Source organism: Nocardiopsis aegyptia (assembly GCF_013410755.1).
Lineage (GTDB): Bacteria > Actinomycetota > Actinomycetes > Streptosporangiales > Streptosporangiaceae > Nocardiopsis > Nocardiopsis aegyptia.
This window is the reverse complement of sequence record NZ_JACCFS010000001.1, coordinates 1,909,348-1,925,747: the sequence shown is the minus strand read 5'-3', so window position 1 is coordinate 1,925,747 and position 16,400 is coordinate 1,909,348. Positions and strand designations below refer to the sequence as shown.

Genomic DNA, 16,400 nt, shown 5'->3' with positions numbered 1-16,400 from the left:
ACCGCGGAAGGGGAACCAGTGTCGGATACGAGGACCGAGGCCGGCGTGCCGGAAGCGCGCACCGGCGGACGCAGGGACACCGCGTCGCAGGACGGCATGGGCCGGACCCAGATCGCCGACGGCGTCGTGGCCAAGATCGCCGGTATGGCGGCCCGCGAGATCGGCGGGGTCTACGCCATGGGCGGCGGCGCCGCCCGTGCGGTCGGTGCCGTCAGGGACGCCATGACCAAGGGGGACTCGTCGGTCGCGCGCGGCGTGGCGGTCGAGGTCGGTGAGCGCCAGGCGGCCGTGGACATCGACGTGGTCGTCGAGTACGGGGCCGCCATCCAGGACCTGGCCGCGGCGGTGCGCCGCAACGTCACCACGGCGGTCGAGCGCATGACCGGCCTGGAGGTCACCGAGATCAACATCAAGGTGGACGACATCCACCTGCCCGACGACGACCACGGCGACGAGGACGCTGCCTCCGAGCCGCGAGTCCAGTAGTGGCGGCCGACGCCCGGGATCCAGGCGAGGTCGCCCGGGGGATGGCGCGGGCCGTCGTCGGCTGCCCGGACGTGGTGGAGCTGTCCGCCGGGGGGTTCGGAACGCTCCAGACGCCCGTACCCGGGGGCCGGGTACGCGGGGTCGCCGTCCGGGACGACCACGTCGAGGTCGGCGTGGTGGTCCGCTTCGGGCGCCCGATCCAGGACATCACCGCCGAGATCCGGGGCGTCCTGGCGCCGATGGCGGCCGGACGTGCCGTCCACGTCTACGTCGAGGACGTGGTCGCCGGGCTCGGAGGGGGCAGCCGCGCGGGCGGTTGAGCTGACAGGGTGCTGGACACAGCTGGACAAGAGGGGGAAGCCATGTGGCCGATCGTTGGGTTGTCCTACGGGACGGTACTGGGTCTGGCCGGCGCGTTCGGCGGATTCACGGCCTTCGCGCTGGTCCTGGTCCTCGGACTGGTCGGTTTCGTCGCGGGCCGGGCGATGGAGGGCGAGATCGACCTGGCCGAGATGTTCACGCGGCGATCGGCCTGAGGGGCGCTGTGGCCGGAACACGAACCGACACGGTACCCCGCCAGCGTGTCGAGACGGGGGCGCGGGGATCCGCGGAGCGGTACCGCGAGGGCGGTGCCGCCCGTGATCCCGGCGGCCGGACCGACATCGCCCCGGGCGTCATCGAGAAGGCGGCGGCCCGTGCCGTGCGCGAGGTGGAGGGGGCGGGCGCGGTCCGCGCCCGCCCCGCCCGCGCCAGGACGAGCGGTGACGTCGTCCTGCTGCGGCTGCGGATCTCCGTGCGCTACCCGCGGGCCGCGCGCGAGGTCGCGGCCCGGGTGCGCGAACACGTCAAGGACCGGGTCGAGTGGATGACCGGCAGGACCGTCCACCACATCGACATCGAGATCGCGGAGTTGGTGCGCTGACATGACCACCGTCGAAGAGGTGCTCGGCCGCCCGGACCAGGGCGTGGAGCGGAAGGCGACACGGGTGGCGGTCCACACGTTCCGCCCGCGCCGGTCGTGGCCCGCGGTGATCACGGGACTGGCGATCCTGATGGTGGCGGTGGTGTCGGCGGCCGAGGTGATCTCCGCCCTGGCCGGCAGCCCGCTGCGGCTGATCCCGGTGGGGCGCGCGGGGGAGTTCGCCGCCACCACGACGTGGTCGCAGCCCTCGGTGCAGATCGCCTCCGCGGTCCTGGCACTGATCGGTCTGGCGCTGATCGTCCTGGCCCTCGCGCCGGGCCGGAGCCGGTGGACGGTGCTGCGCACGGGGGACCCGGCCCTGGTGGTCGGGCTGACGCGGCCCGCCCTGCGCCGGGCGGTGAGCGCGGCGGCCCAGGAGGTCAGCGGCGTCGAGGGAGCGCACGTGGTGGTCCGCGGCCACCGGCTGCGGGTGCACGTGCGCACCGGTATGCGGACGTCGGAGGGGCTGGCCGAGGAGGTGACCGCGGCGGTGGAGCGGCGGCTGGAGGAGTTGGCGCCGCTGCGCAGCATGCGGATCGTCACGCACGTGCGGCACGCGGAGGGTTGACGATGGCGCGGGACAGGAATCGCAGGTCGGCGCGGGGCAATCGGATCGGCCTGGCCCTGGTGGGCGGCGTGCTCCTGGCGGGCGGGCTGGCCGCGCTCGCGCTGGGGCGGGGACTGTTCGGCGCCGACCTGGCGGGTGGCGCCCTACTGGGCTCGGCCGCCATGGAGCTGCTCGGCCGGCAGTGGGTGCCCTACGCCGCGGTGGCGCTGTCCTTCGTCGCCGCCTTCCTGGCCCTGCGCTGGCTGCTCGCGCAGGGCATGAACGACACCCTGGGCCGCCTGGTCCTGGAGCAGGGCCCCGAGGGCAGGGTGGAGATCAGCGAGAGCGTGGCGCGCGGCGCCCTGGAGCAGGAGGTCGCCGAGTACCCGGGCGTGCGCCGGGCCAGGGCGCGACTGACCGAGTCCAGTGACGAGCCGCACCTGCGCCTGGCGCTGACGCTGGAGGACGACGCGGACGTGGCGGGGGTGTGGCGGCGGGTGCGGTCCGAGGCCCTGGCCAACCTGCGCCGCGCGCTGGAGCAGGAGCGGGTCCCGGCGGTGGTGCGGATGTCGATGACGGCGCCCGCCAAGAACCCGCCCCGCAGCCTGGCCTGACCGGGCCGGACGCGCCCCGACCGGCCGCCGCGGGAGCCGCGCACGGCCGGTCCGTCATGTCGGGGCCGGCCGGTGTTCCCTCCGGTACCGTCCGGCCCGGCCCTGTGCGGGCCCGGAGCCGGTCGGTGCGACCACCCGACCGTCCGAGCGACCCTTGGGTCGGTCAGCGGGGGTCGGGGCGCTCGTGGCGCACGGCGCCGTCGCGCAGGACCGTGCGGACGTTGCGCTCCGGGTCGGCGAGCACACCGATGTCGGCGAGCGGGTCGCCGTCCACGACGACGAGGTCGGCGCGGGCGCCGTCGCGGATCGTGCCGACCTCGCCCTCCATCCCGATGAGCCGGGCGGCGTTGACGGTGGCCGCGCGCACCACGTCGGCGGCGGGCTGGACCCGGCCGCGGATGGCGAACTCCTCGTTCTGGTGGTCCTGCATCCCGCCGAGCAGGTCGGAGCCGTAGACGAGGTTCACGCCGGCCTCGTGGGCCATGCGCAGCGCCTCCAGGCCCCGTGTGAGCACGGTGTCCACCTTCTCCTGGCTCGCCGGGGGCAGGCCGTTGGCCGCGCCCTGGCGGGACAGCTCCTGGTAGGTGACCAGCGTGGGCACCAGGTAGGCGTCGTGCTCCAGGAAGAGTTCCAGGCTGCTCTCGTCGATGAGGTTGCCGTGCTCGATGCAGCGCACGCCCAGGCGCAGGCCGCGATTGACGGCGCGTGCGGTGTAGGCGTGCCCGGTCACGTACCGGTTGGCGGCCTCGGCCTCCTCCACGACGGCGCGGATCTCGTCCTCGGCGGACTGGGTGGAGTCGATGCGGTCGGTGGGGGAGGCGACTCCGCCGGAGAGCATGATCTTGAGGTGGTGGGCGCCGGTGCGCAGCTGGTCGCGGGCGGCGCGGCGGAACTCGACGGGACCGTCGCACACCAGGCCCGCGCCGGGACAGCAGGCGTGGGTGTCGTTGCCCTGGCGGCCGGGACCGCGGAAGTCGCCGTGGCCGCCGGTCTGGGACAGCGCCTTGCCGCCGAACATCAGGCGGGGCCCGTTGACCAGCCCCTCGTCCACCGCCCGGGACAGGCCCCAGTCGCCGCCGGCGACGTCGCGGACCGTGGTGAACCCGCGGCGGAGCATGGCCTCCAGGGACCGCGAGGCGTAGGCCGCGACGTAGGAGGGGGCGTGGTCCATCGCGGCGCCGAGGTCGGCGCTGAACGCGGTGGGGTGCACGTGGGCGTCGATGAGGCCGGGCATGAGGGTGGCCCCGGCGAGGTCGACGACCTCGGTGCCGGCGGCGGTCTCCGGCGCGGGTCCGCGGCCGCTCCCCTTGATGCGGCCCCCGGTCACCAGGAGCCAGGAGTCCGGCGTCCGGGTGCCGTCCTCGGGGTCGAGCAGGCCGGCGCCGGTGAAGAGGACGTCGGGGCGGGTGGATGGGGTCATGGACACCTCCGGTGGAGCGGGTGGACACCTACGTGCAATATATGTTGCATCACTGAGCGGGTGCGCGGGCGGGTGGTGGTATCGCTTGAGAGGCGGTGCGTACCGGGTGGTCCGGCGGTGCCGCGCCGGAGACGGAGGGGCGATGTCGGACTGGATCGAGGCCGCGCTGGCGGGTGGGCGGCTCGGGCGCGCCGCCGAGCGCGTGGTCCGGGTGGTGCGCGACGAGCCGAGGTTCGCTTCGTACGCGAGCACGGCCGAACTGGCCGAACGCGCGCAGGTCAACGTCGCCACGGTCGTGCGCGCCGCCCAGGCGCTGGGTTTCGCCGGCTGGCCCGCGCTGCGCCTGGAACTGCGCTCGCGCTACCTGGCCTCGCTCAGTGCCGGCGAGGTCCTGGCCGAGCACGCCGGCGCCGACGCCGACCCCGTGCGGGCGGCCGTCCGTGCTGACGTGGAGGGGCTCCGCCTGCTGGAGGACACGATCGACGTCGCGACGGTGCGCGCGCTCGCGGCGTCGGTCCACGCGGCCCGGCGCACCCTCGTGCTGGGCTCGGGAACCTTCGCGGCGCCGGGGCTGCAGCTCGCGCACGCCGCCTCGACCATGGGCTACGACGTCCAGATGCGCGACCTCGGCGGAACATCGCTGGTCAACGCGTTGTCGAAGATGGATGAGAGCGACCTGTTGGTGGCCTGCGACCTGTGGCGGCTGCCCACGGCGCTGCGTTCGGCCGCGCGCATCGCCCAGGAGCGGTCGGTTCCGGTCGCGGTGATCACCGACCGCCGGGACTCGCCGCTGGTGGCGGGTGCCGCGCACGTGGTGGTCGTGCCCAGCGAGAGCGTGAGCATGTTCCCCTCGCTCACCCCGTCGATGACGGTGGTGCACGCGGTGCTGGCCGAACTGGCCCGTGTGGGCGGGGACTCGGTGTTGCGGGCCGTGCGCGACGCCGAGCGGCTGTGGGAGCGGGCGGAGCTCTTCTGAGCGCGTTCCGGGGCGGTGGCCTGCGGAAACGACCCCGGGGGAGAGTGGAGTGATCTGGATCACAGTATGTGCAATAAGTGTTGCACGATTCACGGGTGGGCTGTTTACATGAGCCGGTCGGAGTACGTTCAGCCGGTTGTCGGCGGGACTTCCCCCATCTCACTGTGAAGGCGGCCCATGCAGACGATCCATGTCGCGATCCTCGCCGTGTACCTCCTCGCCATGCTCGGCGTCGCGCTGTACTTCGCCCGGTCCGGCCGCCTGCGCGGCGGCGACGACTTCCTCTTCGCCGGGCGCAGCCTGCCCCGCCCCGTCATGGTCGCCACGATGCTGGTGACCTGGGTCGGCTCGGGGACGATCATCGGCGGCGCCAACTTCGCCTACACCTACGGCCCGATCGCCGGGCTGGTCTTCTTCCTCGGCACACCGCTGGGGATCCTGGTCCTGCTGCTGGCGGCCCGCCGCATCCGCAGGGCGTCCAGGCACACCATCCCCGAACTCCTGGAGGTCCGGTTCGGCACCGGGGTGCGCACGGTCGCCGCGGTGGTCACCGCGCTGGCCTACGTGGGCCTGGTGGCCTCGCAGTTCATCGGCGGCGGCTACGTGGTCAGCCTGATCACGCCGCTGTCGGCGACCCAGGGCACCATCCTGGTCGCCGTCGTGGTCACCCTGCTCACTGTGACCGGCGGCCTGTTCTCGGTCGCCTACACCGACTTCTTCTCGGCCATCCTCATCGTGCTCGGCCTGTTCGTGTCCCTGCCGCTGGTCTTCGCCACCATCGGCGGGCCGGCCGCGTACTGGGAGGGGCTGCCCGAGCAGTCGACCACCTTCACCGGCGGACTGACCGCGCTGCAACTGCTGGGCTACTTCCTGCCGCTGTTCCTGCTGCTGCTCGCCGACCAGAACATCTACCAGCGCCTCACCGCGGCCAAGGACGAGCGCGAGGCCCGCTCATCGACCCTGGGCATGCTGTTCTCCAGCTTCCTGGTGTTCGTCCCGGTCGTGCTGCTGGCCTCGGCCGCCGCGATCCTCATGCCCGGCATCAACGGGGACATGTCGATCCTCGGCCTGGCCTCCGAGGGCCACCTGCCCGCCGTCCTGGGCGGGCTGATCCTGGCGGGCGCGGTCGCCTTCGTCATCACCACGGGGTCGTCGTTCATGCTCTCGGCCGCCTCGAACATCGCCTACGACCTGTACGCCCGCTGGGCGGGCGAGGTCGGCCAGCGGCGGGCCCTGGTGGTGCAGCGGCTGTCGGTCCTGGGCATCGCCGTCGTGGCGTTCGGGCTGGGACTGTTCTTCCCGACCGTCCTGGAACTGCAGATGTACTCGTACACGATCTACGGCGCGGCCATCACGCCCGTGGTCTTCGCGGTGCTGTTCTGGAAGCGGGCCACCACCGCCGGGGCGGTCGCCGCCCTCGTGGCCGGTGCCGCCACGACCATCGGCTGGCAGGTGGCCGGGGCGCCGGGCGACCTCAACGGGGTCATCGTGGCGCTGCCCGCGGCGCTGATCGCCCTGGTCGTGGCCAGCCTGGTGACGAAGGCCCCCGAGGAGACCGCCGAGGCGGTCGAGCCCGCGGAGCCCGCCGGGTCGGCCGAGGCCTGAGCGGTCGGGAACGGTTCCGGCGGGTCCCGACCGGACCGGCTTGGCAAAGTCGGTGTGGGAGGACCCGCCGGAAGAGGGTGGCGGGGTTACGTTGGCGCCATGACGAGACTGACCTTCGTGAATCTGCCCGTGCGCGACATCGGCGCCACGCACGCGTTCTGGGCGTCCCTCGGGTTCTCCTTCAATCCGGAGTTCTCCGACGAGCAGGCCCTGTGCATGATCGTGAGCGACGCCGCCTTCGTCATGCTGTTGGAGGAGTCCTTCTTCCGGAGCTTCCTGCCCGAGGGGGCGCCGTCCACCGCCGCAGCCGGTTCGGAGGTGATCACGGCGGTGACCGTGGGCAGCAGGCAGGAGGCCGACACCCTGGCCGAGACGGCGGCCGCGGCCGGGGGCCGGGCGATCGCCACGATGGACGAGTCGGGCATGTACTCGCGCACGGTGGCCGACCTGGACGACCACCTGTGGGAGTTCATCCACATGGACATGGGCGGTGCGAACGCCTGACGGCGGTCCCGTCAGAACAGGCCCTCGTCCTCGTCCTCGTCCTGAGGGCGTAGGAGCTGTTCGGCGTCCTCGGCGATCTCGCTGTCGAGGGTACGTAGGTAGTAGTGGTTCCCCGTGAGGGTTCTGAGGCCGTAGAAGAGCTGTTCCATCCAGTCGCCGTGTTCGTTCAGGGAGTCCGGGACACGGGCCGCGTTGTCAGTGACCTCGATGATCTCGAACTCGTGCGTTCGCGTGCGGTACTCGTCGTTCTCGTTGAGCGCGCTGACGAACACGAAGAACGTCCACACCCGCTGGACGTCCATCCCCGAGGGGCCGGTGAAGCGCAGGGCGAACTCGGTATGGGGCTTGCGCAGCAGGTGCATCGGCAGGCGCACCGCGAGCCCGCTGTCGACCTCGCGCCACGGCGGCTCGGCGCGGAAGTGGTGCAGGTCGGAGAAGAGTTCTCGGCGTAGATCGACGTAAGACGTTCCGAACGCGGTCAGGCCGCGCACGACGTCGACCACGTCGAGGCGGTTGTCGCACCAGTCGATGTTGGACCGGAGACCCTCCCACTCCTCGATCGCCCATTCCTTGAGCAGGGTGTCGAGGTGCTTGGGGAGCCGGTAGGCGTCCTCGGCGGCCTTGATGGTCAGGCGGATGCCGCTATGGAGCTGTTCGTAGTGTTCCCTGAGGTTCATGGGGGCCTTCGAGTGAGGGGCTACTCGGAGAGGGCGGTGGTGAGGAAGGTGGCCCACTCGGCGGCGGGGAAGGGGAGGTGCCCGGCGCCGGGGTGCTTGGAGTCGCGGATCGCCGCGCCGCAGGGCAGAGCGCCCACCTCGACGCAGTCCTGGTCCTGGGCGCTGTGAATGCTCTTGCGGAAGGTCGCGGGGATCTGGGCTACCTCCACACAGTTGACATCTTGCGCGCTGTGGCTGCTCTTCCGGAAGGTCGCGGGGATCTGGGCGACCTCGACGCAGTCTTGGCCCCGGCCGCTGTAGCTGCTCTTTCGAAAATCCAGCCGGTGACTCATGTCCGCTTCTCCAGTGACTTGGCGACATCGCTGATGAACTTGGCCGATCGGGACGTAGACAGCGCTATCCCCTGAAGGTTGCCAAAGGCAACGTTATACTCCTCGACTTCCTCGGGGCGTTCGAGGAAGAGACTTGTGGTGGCGGTCTCCACGTGCACGATTGGTGTGTCCTTGGGCTCTGGGAAGTCGAGGACGGTGAACGCTCCCTCCATCCCTAGGTGCTCGCCCGCCTCGTAGGGCAAGACCTGGACGTCGATGTTGTGCCGCACCGCGAGGTGCCCAAGATGCTCAAGTTGTTCGTGCATCACTTCAAGCCCACCGACGAGACGATGAAGAGCTGCCTCGTCGATCACTGCGGTCATGCGTGGTGGCTTGACCCGGTTCAGAATGCTCTGCCGATTGATCCGGGCTTCCACGGGCCGTGAGACTTCGTCATCAGGGATCGCCCTTCCGCCCCTGAAGATCGCGGCCGCATACCGAGGAGTCTGGAAGAGGCCCGGGATCAGTTGTGCCTGGAAGGTGCGGATTCTGGAAGCCTCGGCCTCCCAGTCGGGCAGGGCTCGTTCTCCGAAGACGTCCTTGTACTGGGACCACCAACCGCTCTGCTTGGCCTGCTGGGCGAGTTCGTGCATGCCCTCGCGTGTTTCCGCGCCGACCTCGTAGAAGTCGGCGATGGCGTCCAGGTCCGTTCGGCGTAGGCGCCGTGCTTCTGCGGTCTCCATGCGTCCCAAGGTGGATTTGGGTACCCGTGCTCCTTTTGCGGCGGCTTCGAGGGTGAGGCCGGACTTCTCGCGCAGGCCACGCAGTACATGGCCGAGGCGGCGTCGTCGGATGTTGGGGCTCTGGTGACTCATGGGGGCATCCTATTCGGACAAAATGGGAGTCTCATTGAATCCGCTTGACTTGTGGGAGTCTCATTCTAAGCTGGAGAGTGAGCAAGCGATTACAGAGCATCGCTTCGGTCTGAACGCTACGTCGTGCCCGTTCCTCTCGTCACGGGATCCGTGAACCTCGCCAACGGGCGTCCCCCACCCCTGCTCGTGCTCTGCCATGCCAAGGAGTGAGTCCGTCATGCCCTCGATCGCCCCGATGCCCGAACTGGGTGAGGCCACGGTTCCGCTGACCAGCTTCATCCGGCCGGTGCACCGCCACTACTTCTCCGGTCGGCCCGAACGGCCCAACTACCGGCTGCGTCGCTACGACTTCTCCGGCACCCCCGCCGTCATGCCGCTCGTCCGGGCCTTCCTCGACACCTGCGCCGCAAACCGGTCCACCGACTACCGCTACCTCTTCACCCTGCTGGGCAGCGAACTCGCCAACAACGCCATCCGGCACAGCCTCTCCGGTCAACCCGGCGGCTGCTACACCCTCCTGGTCCACCGCCACCGCGACGGTCTGCACCTGACCTGCCGCGACCGGGGCGGCGTACGTCGGGACGACACCCACCTGGAACCCGCGCCGCACGGCCTGAAGCTGGCGGCCGAATCCGGTCGGGGGCTGGCCATGGTCGACGCCTTCGCCTCCGACTGGGGCGACAACGGTCGCGCCGATTTCCGCTCGGTCTGGTTCCGCCTGGCCTTCGACCTGACCGGTAGCCAGTGGGAGACCGGCTCCACCGACGCCTGACATGAGACGGGCCCGGGGAAGCGCACCACCGCTCGCCCCGGGCCCTGAATCCACAAACCCCTACAGAGATCAAGGAAAGAGGATCTGATGCCGAACCCTATCCCCATGCCCCGTCGCTCGGACGGCGAACGCACTCTTCCGCGCAGGAACGCGCTCATCGGCCCCTCCTGCCCCCGCTGCGATCACGCCTCCTGCCGGGACCGCCGCGCCCAGCGCCTCCCGCTCCTGGGCGGGCACCGCACGGAGTTCGCCCGGGAGCACGCACAGGCCGCCGCGATCCAGGCCCGCCACCGCCACCTGGTCATCTGGTGGGGCGAGGCGACGCAGTCGTTCTGGGTCGCCGCCCCGACCGGCCTGCACGAGGCCGCCGACGTCGACGCGCTCCTGCTCCTGCTGTGGCCGCACTCCGACCGGTTCGCGCGCCCGGAGCCCGGTACGCCGGTCCTCAGCCTGACCTGGCAAGGAGCGGATGCGTGAGGCCGGTCAGCAGGTCAGCCGGTGAGCCCGAGCTTCCCGGCGCGGGCGCCCGCCTGGAACCGTGAGTCCGACTCCAGCAGGGCCAGGAGTTCGGCCACCCGCCGTCGATAGGTGCGCAGGGAGACCCCCAGGCGCCGCGCGGCGGTCTCGTCGGTGAGTCCCTCGGCGAGGGCACGCAGGATGGCCTTCTGGCCGGCATCGACGTGGGGGCGGTCGCGGCGCAGGTAGGCGTCCAGCGTCTCGGCCGACTCCCATACGGCATCGAGCAGCGCGCACACGCCGTCCATGAGGGCCGGCGACGTGGTCACGGTGAATCCGCGTTCGAGGGCCGTGACGGGATCGGCGAGGATCATCACCCGCCGGTCGATGATGATCGTCTCGTGGGGGAGGGGTGCGTCGCAGACGCGCACCTGGGCTCCCATGGCGGCCATCTCGAACAGGTGGCGGCGCCCCGGCTCGTCGGCCAGGGCCGTGGGGGTGTAGAGCTTGCGGATCACGACGCCCTCGGCGAGGGAGTCGCGCATCCGACCGCCGATGGACGCGCGCACGTTCGGCCGCGACCAGGTGTCGGGGTGGTTCGCGGCGCACACGAACTCGGCACCGACCCCGGCGAAGAGGTGGCCCGCCCGGGTGGCGAGTTCGGTCTCGTCGCGGACCCTGATCACCTGTTCGCTCGTCACGCCGTCAGTGTCGCCGACCGGGGTACCGGGCGCAAATGGCAGCAAGCTGCCATCGGCTGTCCGGTCCCGGTCGGTCGGAGCACGCTGGGGCCATGACGACGAACGACACCACCGACACCAACGAGTCGAACGCGACCGACACCGCACCCGGCGGGAGCCTCCTGCTCGGCGGGGACCTGCGGGTGAGCCGACTCGGCTTCGGGGCCATGCGCCTGCCGGTCGGCACCTTTGACGGGCCCGTGCGCGACCCGCGGACCGGGATCGCGGTGCTGCGCCGCGCCGTGGAACTGGGCGTGGACCACATCGACACGGCGGGCTTCTACGGGCGGGGCGGGGTCGACGCGCACGAACTGATCCGTGAGGCGCTGTCGCCCTACCCCGACGACCTGGTCATCGCGACCAAGGTCGGTCCGATGCGCGACGAGTCGGGCTTCCCGGCGTTCGAGGCGACCCCGGAGCAGCTTCGGGGGCTGGTCGAGGAGGATCTGCGCCGGCTCGGACTGGACCGGCTCGACCTGGTCTACCTGCGCGTGGGCGGCGCGGGCGCGCCCGACGACGCGCCGATCGCCGACCGCTTCGCCGTTCTGGCGGAGCTGCGCGAGGAGGGACTGATCCGGCACCTGGGGGTCAGCAACGTGACGGCGGGCCAGTTCGCCGAGGCCGCCGCCATCGCCCCGATCGCCGCGGTGCAGAACCACTTCCACGTCCACCACCGGGACGGCACCGACGTGCTCGAACTGTGCGAGGAGTCGGGAGCCGCCTTCGTGCCGTTCTTCCCCCTCGGCGGCGGCCACCGGCCGATCGACGCGGAGCGGATCGCCAAGGTCGCCGAACGGCACGGGGCGACGCCGGTCCAGGTCGCCCTGGCCTGGCTGCTGGCCACTTCGCCGCAGATGCTCGCCATCCCGGGCACCGGCACACCCGCCCACCTGGAGGAGAACATGGGCGCGTCGGACGTGCACCTCACGGAGGAGGACCTGGCCGGCCTGCGCGCCTGACCAGGTCCGCGTCCGCGGGCGGGACCGCGGACGGGGCGGTCCCGGTCCCGGTCCCGCCAGCGGCATACTGCCGGGCGGGCTCCGCGTGCGTGCCGGATCTTCGCCGTTCCCATGGGTCAGGACTCAGGACCGCCGTCGTCCAGGCGTCGGAACGGTGTCTCGGTGCCCGTGCGCCCGTCCCAGGTCAGGGTGAGCCTCAGGGCGCCCTTGGACCAGGTTCCGCTCACGGAGACCGGGGCACCGCCGAGATGGCTGCGCGTGGTGAAGGAGATCCGGTGTCCCCGGCGGGTGTAGCGCGTGGTGTGGACGCCGCGCGGCGCCTCGCCCGGACGCAGCCAGCGCTCGATCGCGGCGGCGTCGCGCGTGTCCGGCGGCGGTTTGACCAGGACGTCCAGCACGGTTCCGTCCGGATAGAAGCGGAACACCTGGACGCCGGCGGCGAAGATCCCCACCAGGCCGAGGTCGCGCCGCCCGCGCCGGGACCGCGCCATGGAACCTCCCGAGTCCGCCGTCCCGCCCACGATACGGCGGGGAGCGGCCTACGATGAGGCCCGTGCCGAAGCAGAGACGCAGACGCGAACGAGAGGCGCGCCGCAGGGCGGAGCGGGAGCGACGGGTGGAGGGGGGCCGCTGGGAGGTGGTCCTCGAGACCACCGACGAGGCGGACTGGCATGAGCGCCGCGGGCGGGTGCGCGCGGACCTGGCCCATGTCCGGGACGAGGACCTGCGGATCGACGTCCTGTGCGGGCGCGGGATCCACCCCACCACCTACCGCCTCAGCGTGCTCGTGCCCCGCGACCCCGCCGGCGACGAGTGACCCCTCGCGGCGGCTGGCCCGACGCGCTCCCGCTGTGGCCGCGCTCTGAGACGTCGCGGGTTCGGGTCCAAGGTCTCTGGTCATGGGGCCCCGGCCGTGTGATTCTCCGCTCATGGGTGACGACCGCTGTCTGCACGACCTGCTTCCCGGCGAGTGCGGGTTCTGCCGTCCCGCGCCGAGCGGCCTGTCGGAACGGGTGACGATCACACCGGGCGGCACGGTCTTCCACCGGACACGGCGGTGCGAGGCCCTGGTCGAGGGTCAGCGTAAGGCCGGTCGTATGGGACTGGAAGTACACGATCCCGAGGTGGTACCCCTGGCGCGCGTCCTGCACGACCGGCCTCCGTGCATCCACTGCTTTCCCGACTACGCGCCGCGAGGGACCAAGCTCTGCTGGGCGCGCCACGAGGGAACCTGGTACAAGGGGCCGCTCAAGCGGTGGCGAGGGCGTAACGACGCCGGGCTATGGGAAGCGGACGTCGCCTACGTGGTCGAACTCGCCCTGCTGGACGTGGTGGTGGACGAACGGCGACTGCGCCTACGGGGGGCCGGACAGGAATCACTCCGCTGAGTGGCCCCGCCGCCTCAGCACTCGATGACGTTGACGGCGAGGCCGCCGCGCGAGGCACCTGGGGACCTCATCGGGCCGACCCCGTCCTCAGATTCCGGTGGAATCGTTCGGGGGTAGTGCGCGCTCGGCGAAGAGCAGTTCGGCAAGGGAAGCGCGAAGCTCCCGTGTGGTCTCCAGGACCTCGGACTGCAATCGGACCCGCGCGTCCAGGAGCCTCAGTTTCTGCCCGATGCTCCGCTGGACGTCCATAGGCGGAAGGAGCACGGGAAGCGACTCCATCGTCTTCCGTGTGATCGAGGGAATGGTACTGCCGGAGGCGTGCGCGTCGATCCAGGACCGGGTCCGGAGCAGATTGAGGTAGTGCAGGAGATACCACGGGTGGACTTCGGCCGAAGGGCGGAGCCGCAGTAGTTGGCCGCTCATCAGCCATCCCTGTTGCTTCTGCTCGACCAGCGCGAATCTCCCGAGGGTACCGGTTCGTGCTGTCACGATGTCGTTCGCCTGCAGGCGGTACCGGTCGCCGAGATGCTCGGCGTTCTCCTTGGGGACGTGAACCAGGTCGTGCTCCGAGACGCGCAGTTCGATGATGTTGAGGGGCCGTACCAGGGGTGTCCCCCGGTCGGTGAGGTCCTGGGAGGAGGTGCCCCTTCCCGAGGCCCCGGCCTGCACCTCACAGACCTCTCCCAGAGGCTGTTCCACTCGGTCGCCGGTACCCGCATCGGTCAGGGGCGCTTCCATCGTCGTGTCTCCTCGATCAGGCTGTGGACAAGCTGATCGGTGGCCGCCAGCGCATCCTCCAGCAGGTGCAGTCGACGAGTGAGGGCCTCGAATCTCTCCCTCTCCTCGTCCACATGGACGGTCGGAACAGGGAGGGTGAGATAGGCGGTGGGGAGGAGGGAGTGGTCCCGCTCACGGATCTCGTCCAGACCGACGGCGCGGCCCATACTCGAAGCGGGGGCGCCTCCGCGCCAGGCCGTTACGGTGGAAACGATGTCGTCGATCTCTCCGGGGGCGAGGCTGCGTTCGGTGCGGGACACCGTCCCCGACTTCCGTGCGTCAACGAAGAGGATCTCGGAGGGCTTGTCGGCCGGTCTTCGCAGGAGCCAGATATCGACGGGGATGCTCGTGCTCTGGAACAGCCGGTCCGGCAGTGACACCACGGCCTCCACCACGCCATCCTCGACCATGGCCGTGCGGATGGCCCGTTCCCCGGAGTGGGAGGAGAAAGCGGCGATCGGCGCCATGACGACTGCGGCCCGTCCACCCGGTCGGAGCGCTGCCACGGCGGATTGCAGCCATACGAAGTTCGCGTTCGAGAGGGGCGGCCGCCCGTAGGGGAGGCGATGCGGGTCGTCGGCGAAATGCTCGTCGGCCGCCCAACGCATGTTGAACGGCGGGTTGGCCAGCACGAGATCGGTCCGGCCCCGGTGCCGTAGGCCGAACGGGTCGACGCCGGGCATCAGCTCGGCCTCCACGCCGTGGACGCGAAGGCGCATCGCGGCCATGTCCGACAGTTCTTCCGAACCCGGGATTCCACTGAACAGGGGTCGTGACGTGGGTTGGCTGGTGCGAAGCCACCGCTCCATGGCGATGAGGAACTCACCGGTCCGGCAATAGGGGTCGTGGACAGCATGGGGAGGCGTTAGTGGATCGAGCATACGGACGGCGATCTCCACAACGGATGCCGGGGTCTGCCACATCTGCCCGGCTTTGCCCTGTGCCTCCGCCAGCCGGGTGAGTACATGGTCGAAGACCGCAGCAGCCTGCTCCCTCCGGTCTGGGCCGGAGACCAGCGTCTCGACCTCCCTGAGGACACGGGGCAGAACGTGCGGTAGTTCCGTCGGATCCGGCAAGCCGTCCCTCCGCGCGGGAAGCAGGGACATGAGGGACGTGGCCATGTGGGAGTACGTGGGTTGCTGCAGGAGATCCCGCCAGTCCTGCTCCCGCGCCACGGAGATGTGGACGAGGCGGAGGAGGAACTTGAGGTTGGCGTCGAAGGGGGCATGGCCGCGCAGGTCGTCCAGAATCCGGAAGGCGGTCTGGTCCAGGGTCTGTTCCCTGGGGGTAGTCCTCCTCACCTGCACGCGTGCAGGTACTCGGGATGGATCCGGCGCGGTCAGGGAAGCGTGCACTCGTTCTGCGTAGGTCGTACCCGCCACCTCGCCCGGCCGACGGGCATCGGCGGGAATGGTGCGCTCCGCCAACCAATCGGTGACCTGGTCGAGGTCGAACAGCTCCTTCTCCGCGTCCGCGGGCTCGGGGAAGTCGGGTCCGCGCTTGCGCCAGTTGGTGACCGCGGCGCGGCTGACCCCGGCGTACCGGGCGAGTTGCGCGCGTGAGACCAGGGTTGGCCCGTCCTTGGTCACAGTGGCCTCCTCAGAAGCTCGGCGGGAGATCGCCCCGGCACACCTGCTCTTTGACCAGGAGCACTTCGGGTACGCGGTCGAAGGGCTTGATGCCGGAGGCGGCCTCGGGGTTGACATACGAGAGCACGAGGTAGAGCTTGGCGTGGTCCGCCTCCAGGTGGCGGTGGTGGATCGGCTCGTGGTGCATGATGCGGTTGCGCAGCAGCCGCAGGGAGTAGAGCTGGTCCTGGAGGGTGCGGCGAGGCCCTCGGTAGCCGGGGAACGCGCGGTGGAGGGCGGGAACCCACAGATCCCGGTCGTACCTGCGAGCGACCAGCGCGGACCAGAAACCAAGGGACAGCTCGGTGACGACGTCGTCCGGAGTGGCCGAACGGCGGCACCGGGCCCGTGCCTGGCGGACGAGGCGCCGGCCCTCGTTGTCCAGCGGAGCCCTGTTCCACCAGTCCTCCTGCCCGAAGTGGGCGCTCAGGCGGTCGTGGACGGAGTTGCGCAGGGCCAGTTCGAACGTGTGGAGCGGACCGTAGAAGGCCGCGGAGACCATGACGTTCCAGTGGTACAGGTTGACGGCTCGGGCCACATCGCCCCCGCTGTGCCGGAGGTAGGGCTCGAAGCGGGGCGAGGAGTACACGGAGACCATCCATTCCGGGATGCCGCTGCTCACGATGACCTTCGTTCTATCTCGGCTGAGGGCGCGAGAGGACAGGGGGCGAGGACGTTTGGTATCGTTGGCTCCGTAAGCCCCG

At 70.8% G+C, this 16,400-nt stretch carries 23 protein-coding genes; 14 read left to right on the top strand and 9 right to left on the bottom strand.

Going from position 1 to position 16,400, the window contains the following annotated elements:
- The first annotated feature begins 18 nt into the window (after positions 1 to 18).
- Genes HNR10_RS08620 through HNR10_RS08595 form a run of 6 tightly spaced genes read left to right on the top strand, consistent with a single transcriptional unit; the run spans position 19 to position 2,608 of the window.
- Positions 19 to 486 carry an Asp23/Gls24 family envelope stress response protein gene (locus HNR10_RS08620; protein ID WP_179822259.1) on the top strand — a complete coding sequence of 156 codons (468 nt, stop codon included), beginning with the start codon at positions 19 to 21 and terminating at the stop codon, positions 484 to 486.
- Entirely contained in the window at positions 486 to 806 is a 321-nt protein-coding gene (locus HNR10_RS08615; RefSeq protein ID WP_376769741.1) for a hypothetical protein, read from the top strand. The genes HNR10_RS08620 and HNR10_RS08615 overlap by 1 nt, the downstream gene beginning before the upstream one ends.
- Positions 807 to 848: 42 nt before the next feature.
- The gene (locus HNR10_RS08610; RefSeq protein ID WP_179822257.1) at positions 849 to 1,022 is read left to right on the top strand and encodes a hypothetical protein; all 174 of its coding nucleotides are present in this window, start codon (positions 849 to 851) and stop codon (positions 1,020 to 1,022) included.
- A gap of 8 nt (positions 1,023 to 1,030) precedes the next feature.
- Positions 1,031 to 1,408, top strand: coding sequence for an Asp23/Gls24 family envelope stress response protein (locus HNR10_RS08605; RefSeq protein ID WP_179822255.1), 378 nt, complete (start codon positions 1,031 to 1,033; stop codon positions 1,406 to 1,408).
- A 1-nt stretch (position 1,409) separates the two neighbouring features.
- A complete protein-coding gene (locus HNR10_RS08600; protein ID WP_179822253.1) occupies positions 1,410 to 2,015 on the top strand; it encodes a DUF6286 domain-containing protein in 606 nt (201 codons plus the stop codon).
- A gap of 2 nt (positions 2,016 to 2,017) precedes the next feature.
- Positions 2,018 to 2,608, top strand: coding sequence for an Asp23/Gls24 family envelope stress response protein (locus HNR10_RS08595; protein ID WP_179822252.1), 591 nt, complete (start codon positions 2,018 to 2,020; stop codon positions 2,606 to 2,608).
- A 163-nt stretch (positions 2,609 to 2,771) separates the two neighbouring features.
- Here HNR10_RS08595 and HNR10_RS08590 read toward each other — a convergent pair whose 3' ends face one another.
- Positions 2,772 to 4,028 (bottom strand): metal-dependent hydrolase family protein, encoded by a 1,257-nt coding sequence (locus HNR10_RS08590; protein ID WP_179822250.1) that lies wholly within the window; start codon positions 4,026 to 4,028, stop codon positions 2,772 to 2,774.
- A 142-nt stretch (positions 4,029 to 4,170) separates the two neighbouring features.
- Between HNR10_RS08590 and HNR10_RS08585 the strand changes: the two genes are divergently transcribed.
- The 3 genes from HNR10_RS08585 (at position 4,171) to HNR10_RS08575 (ending at position 7,113) form a co-directional block, all read left to right on the top strand.
- Positions 4,171 to 5,004, top strand: a complete 834-nt coding sequence (locus HNR10_RS08585; protein ID WP_179822248.1) for a MurR/RpiR family transcriptional regulator — start codon at positions 4,171 to 4,173, stop codon at positions 5,002 to 5,004.
- 177 nt (positions 5,005 to 5,181) lie between these two features.
- The gene (locus HNR10_RS08580; protein ID WP_179822247.1) at positions 5,182 to 6,609 is read left to right on the top strand and encodes a sodium:solute symporter family protein; all 1,428 of its coding nucleotides are present in this window, start codon (positions 5,182 to 5,184) and stop codon (positions 6,607 to 6,609) included.
- A gap of 99 nt (positions 6,610 to 6,708) precedes the next feature.
- Positions 6,709 to 7,113 (top strand): VOC family protein, encoded by a 405-nt coding sequence (locus HNR10_RS08575; RefSeq protein WP_218897667.1) that lies wholly within the window; start codon positions 6,709 to 6,711, stop codon positions 7,111 to 7,113.
- Between the two features lie 11 nt (positions 7,114 to 7,124).
- Here the strand turns inward: HNR10_RS08575 and HNR10_RS08570 are convergent, their stop codons facing one another.
- Genes HNR10_RS08570 through HNR10_RS08560 form a run of 3 tightly spaced genes read right to left on the bottom strand, consistent with a single transcriptional unit; the run spans position 7,125 to position 8,976 of the window.
- The gene (locus HNR10_RS08570; RefSeq protein ID WP_179822245.1) at positions 7,125 to 7,790 is read right to left on the bottom strand and encodes a hypothetical protein; all 666 of its coding nucleotides are present in this window, start codon (positions 7,788 to 7,790) and stop codon (positions 7,125 to 7,127) included.
- Positions 7,791 to 7,810: 20 nt separating this feature from the next.
- Entirely contained in the window at positions 7,811 to 8,122 is a 312-nt protein-coding gene (locus tag HNR10_RS08565) for a DUF397 domain-containing protein (RefSeq protein WP_179822244.1), read from the bottom strand.
- Complete coding sequence (locus tag HNR10_RS08560; RefSeq protein WP_179822243.1) at positions 8,119 to 8,976, bottom strand: helix-turn-helix domain-containing protein; 858 nt, start codon at positions 8,974 to 8,976, stop codon at positions 8,119 to 8,121. Before HNR10_RS08560 ends, HNR10_RS08565 begins: the two co-directional genes overlap by 4 nt.
- Before the next feature lie 217 nt (positions 8,977 to 9,193).
- On the opposite strand from HNR10_RS08560, the gene HNR10_RS08555 reads away from it, so the two are divergent.
- Both HNR10_RS08555 and HNR10_RS08550 read left to right on the top strand, forming a co-directional pair.
- Positions 9,194 to 9,748 (top strand): ATP-binding protein, encoded by a 555-nt coding sequence (locus tag HNR10_RS08555; RefSeq protein WP_179822241.1) that lies wholly within the window; start codon positions 9,194 to 9,196, stop codon positions 9,746 to 9,748.
- 87 nt (positions 9,749 to 9,835) lie between these two features.
- Positions 9,836 to 10,225 (top strand): hypothetical protein, encoded by a 390-nt coding sequence (locus HNR10_RS08550; RefSeq protein ID WP_179822240.1) that lies wholly within the window; start codon positions 9,836 to 9,838, stop codon positions 10,223 to 10,225.
- Positions 10,226 to 10,239: 14 nt separating this feature from the next.
- Here the strand turns inward: HNR10_RS08550 and HNR10_RS08545 are convergent, their stop codons facing one another.
- Entirely contained in the window at positions 10,240 to 10,905 is a 666-nt protein-coding gene (locus tag HNR10_RS08545; protein WP_179822238.1) for a helix-turn-helix domain-containing protein, read from the bottom strand.
- Between the two features lie 92 nt (positions 10,906 to 10,997).
- On the opposite strand from HNR10_RS08545, the gene HNR10_RS08540 reads away from it, so the two are divergent.
- Positions 10,998 to 11,903 (top strand): aldo/keto reductase, encoded by a 906-nt coding sequence (locus HNR10_RS08540; protein WP_179822236.1) that lies wholly within the window; start codon positions 10,998 to 11,000, stop codon positions 11,901 to 11,903.
- 116 nt (positions 11,904 to 12,019) lie between these two features.
- On the opposite strand, the gene HNR10_RS08535 is transcribed toward HNR10_RS08540, so the two are convergent.
- On the bottom strand, positions 12,020 to 12,394 hold the full coding sequence (locus HNR10_RS08535; protein ID WP_179822234.1) for a hypothetical protein: 375 nt from the start codon (positions 12,392 to 12,394) through the stop codon (positions 12,020 to 12,022).
- 62 nt (positions 12,395 to 12,456) lie between these two features.
- Here HNR10_RS08535 and HNR10_RS08530 point away from each other — a divergent pair, with 62 nt between their 5' ends.
- Both HNR10_RS08530 and HNR10_RS08525 read left to right on the top strand, forming a co-directional pair.
- Entirely contained in the window at positions 12,457 to 12,720 is a 264-nt protein-coding gene (locus HNR10_RS08530) for a hypothetical protein (RefSeq protein ID WP_179822232.1), read from the top strand.
- 112 nt (positions 12,721 to 12,832) lie between these two features.
- Positions 12,833 to 13,291: a hypothetical protein gene (locus HNR10_RS08525; protein WP_179822231.1), complete on the top strand. Its 459-nt coding sequence runs from the start codon at positions 12,833 to 12,835 to the stop codon at positions 13,289 to 13,291.
- Between the two features lie 87 nt (positions 13,292 to 13,378).
- Here the strand turns inward: HNR10_RS08525 and HNR10_RS08520 are convergent, their stop codons facing one another.
- From HNR10_RS08520 to HNR10_RS08510, 3 genes are read right to left on the bottom strand one after another with little or no spacing between them, the layout of a single operon-like run.
- Positions 13,379 to 14,029, bottom strand: a complete 651-nt coding sequence (locus HNR10_RS08520) for a restriction endonuclease subunit S (RefSeq protein ID WP_179822229.1) — start codon at positions 14,027 to 14,029, stop codon at positions 13,379 to 13,381.
- Positions 14,014 to 15,657 (bottom strand): N-6 DNA methylase, encoded by a 1,644-nt coding sequence (locus HNR10_RS31160; protein WP_179822227.1) that lies wholly within the window; start codon positions 15,655 to 15,657, stop codon positions 14,014 to 14,016. Before HNR10_RS31160 ends, HNR10_RS08520 begins: the two co-directional genes overlap by 16 nt.
- Before the next feature lie 10 nt (positions 15,658 to 15,667).
- Positions 15,668 to 16,318 carry a hypothetical protein gene (locus tag HNR10_RS08510; protein ID WP_179822225.1) on the bottom strand — a complete coding sequence of 217 codons (651 nt, stop codon included), beginning with the start codon at positions 16,316 to 16,318 and terminating at the stop codon, positions 15,668 to 15,670.
- Between the last annotated feature and the right edge of the window lie 82 nt (positions 16,319 to 16,400).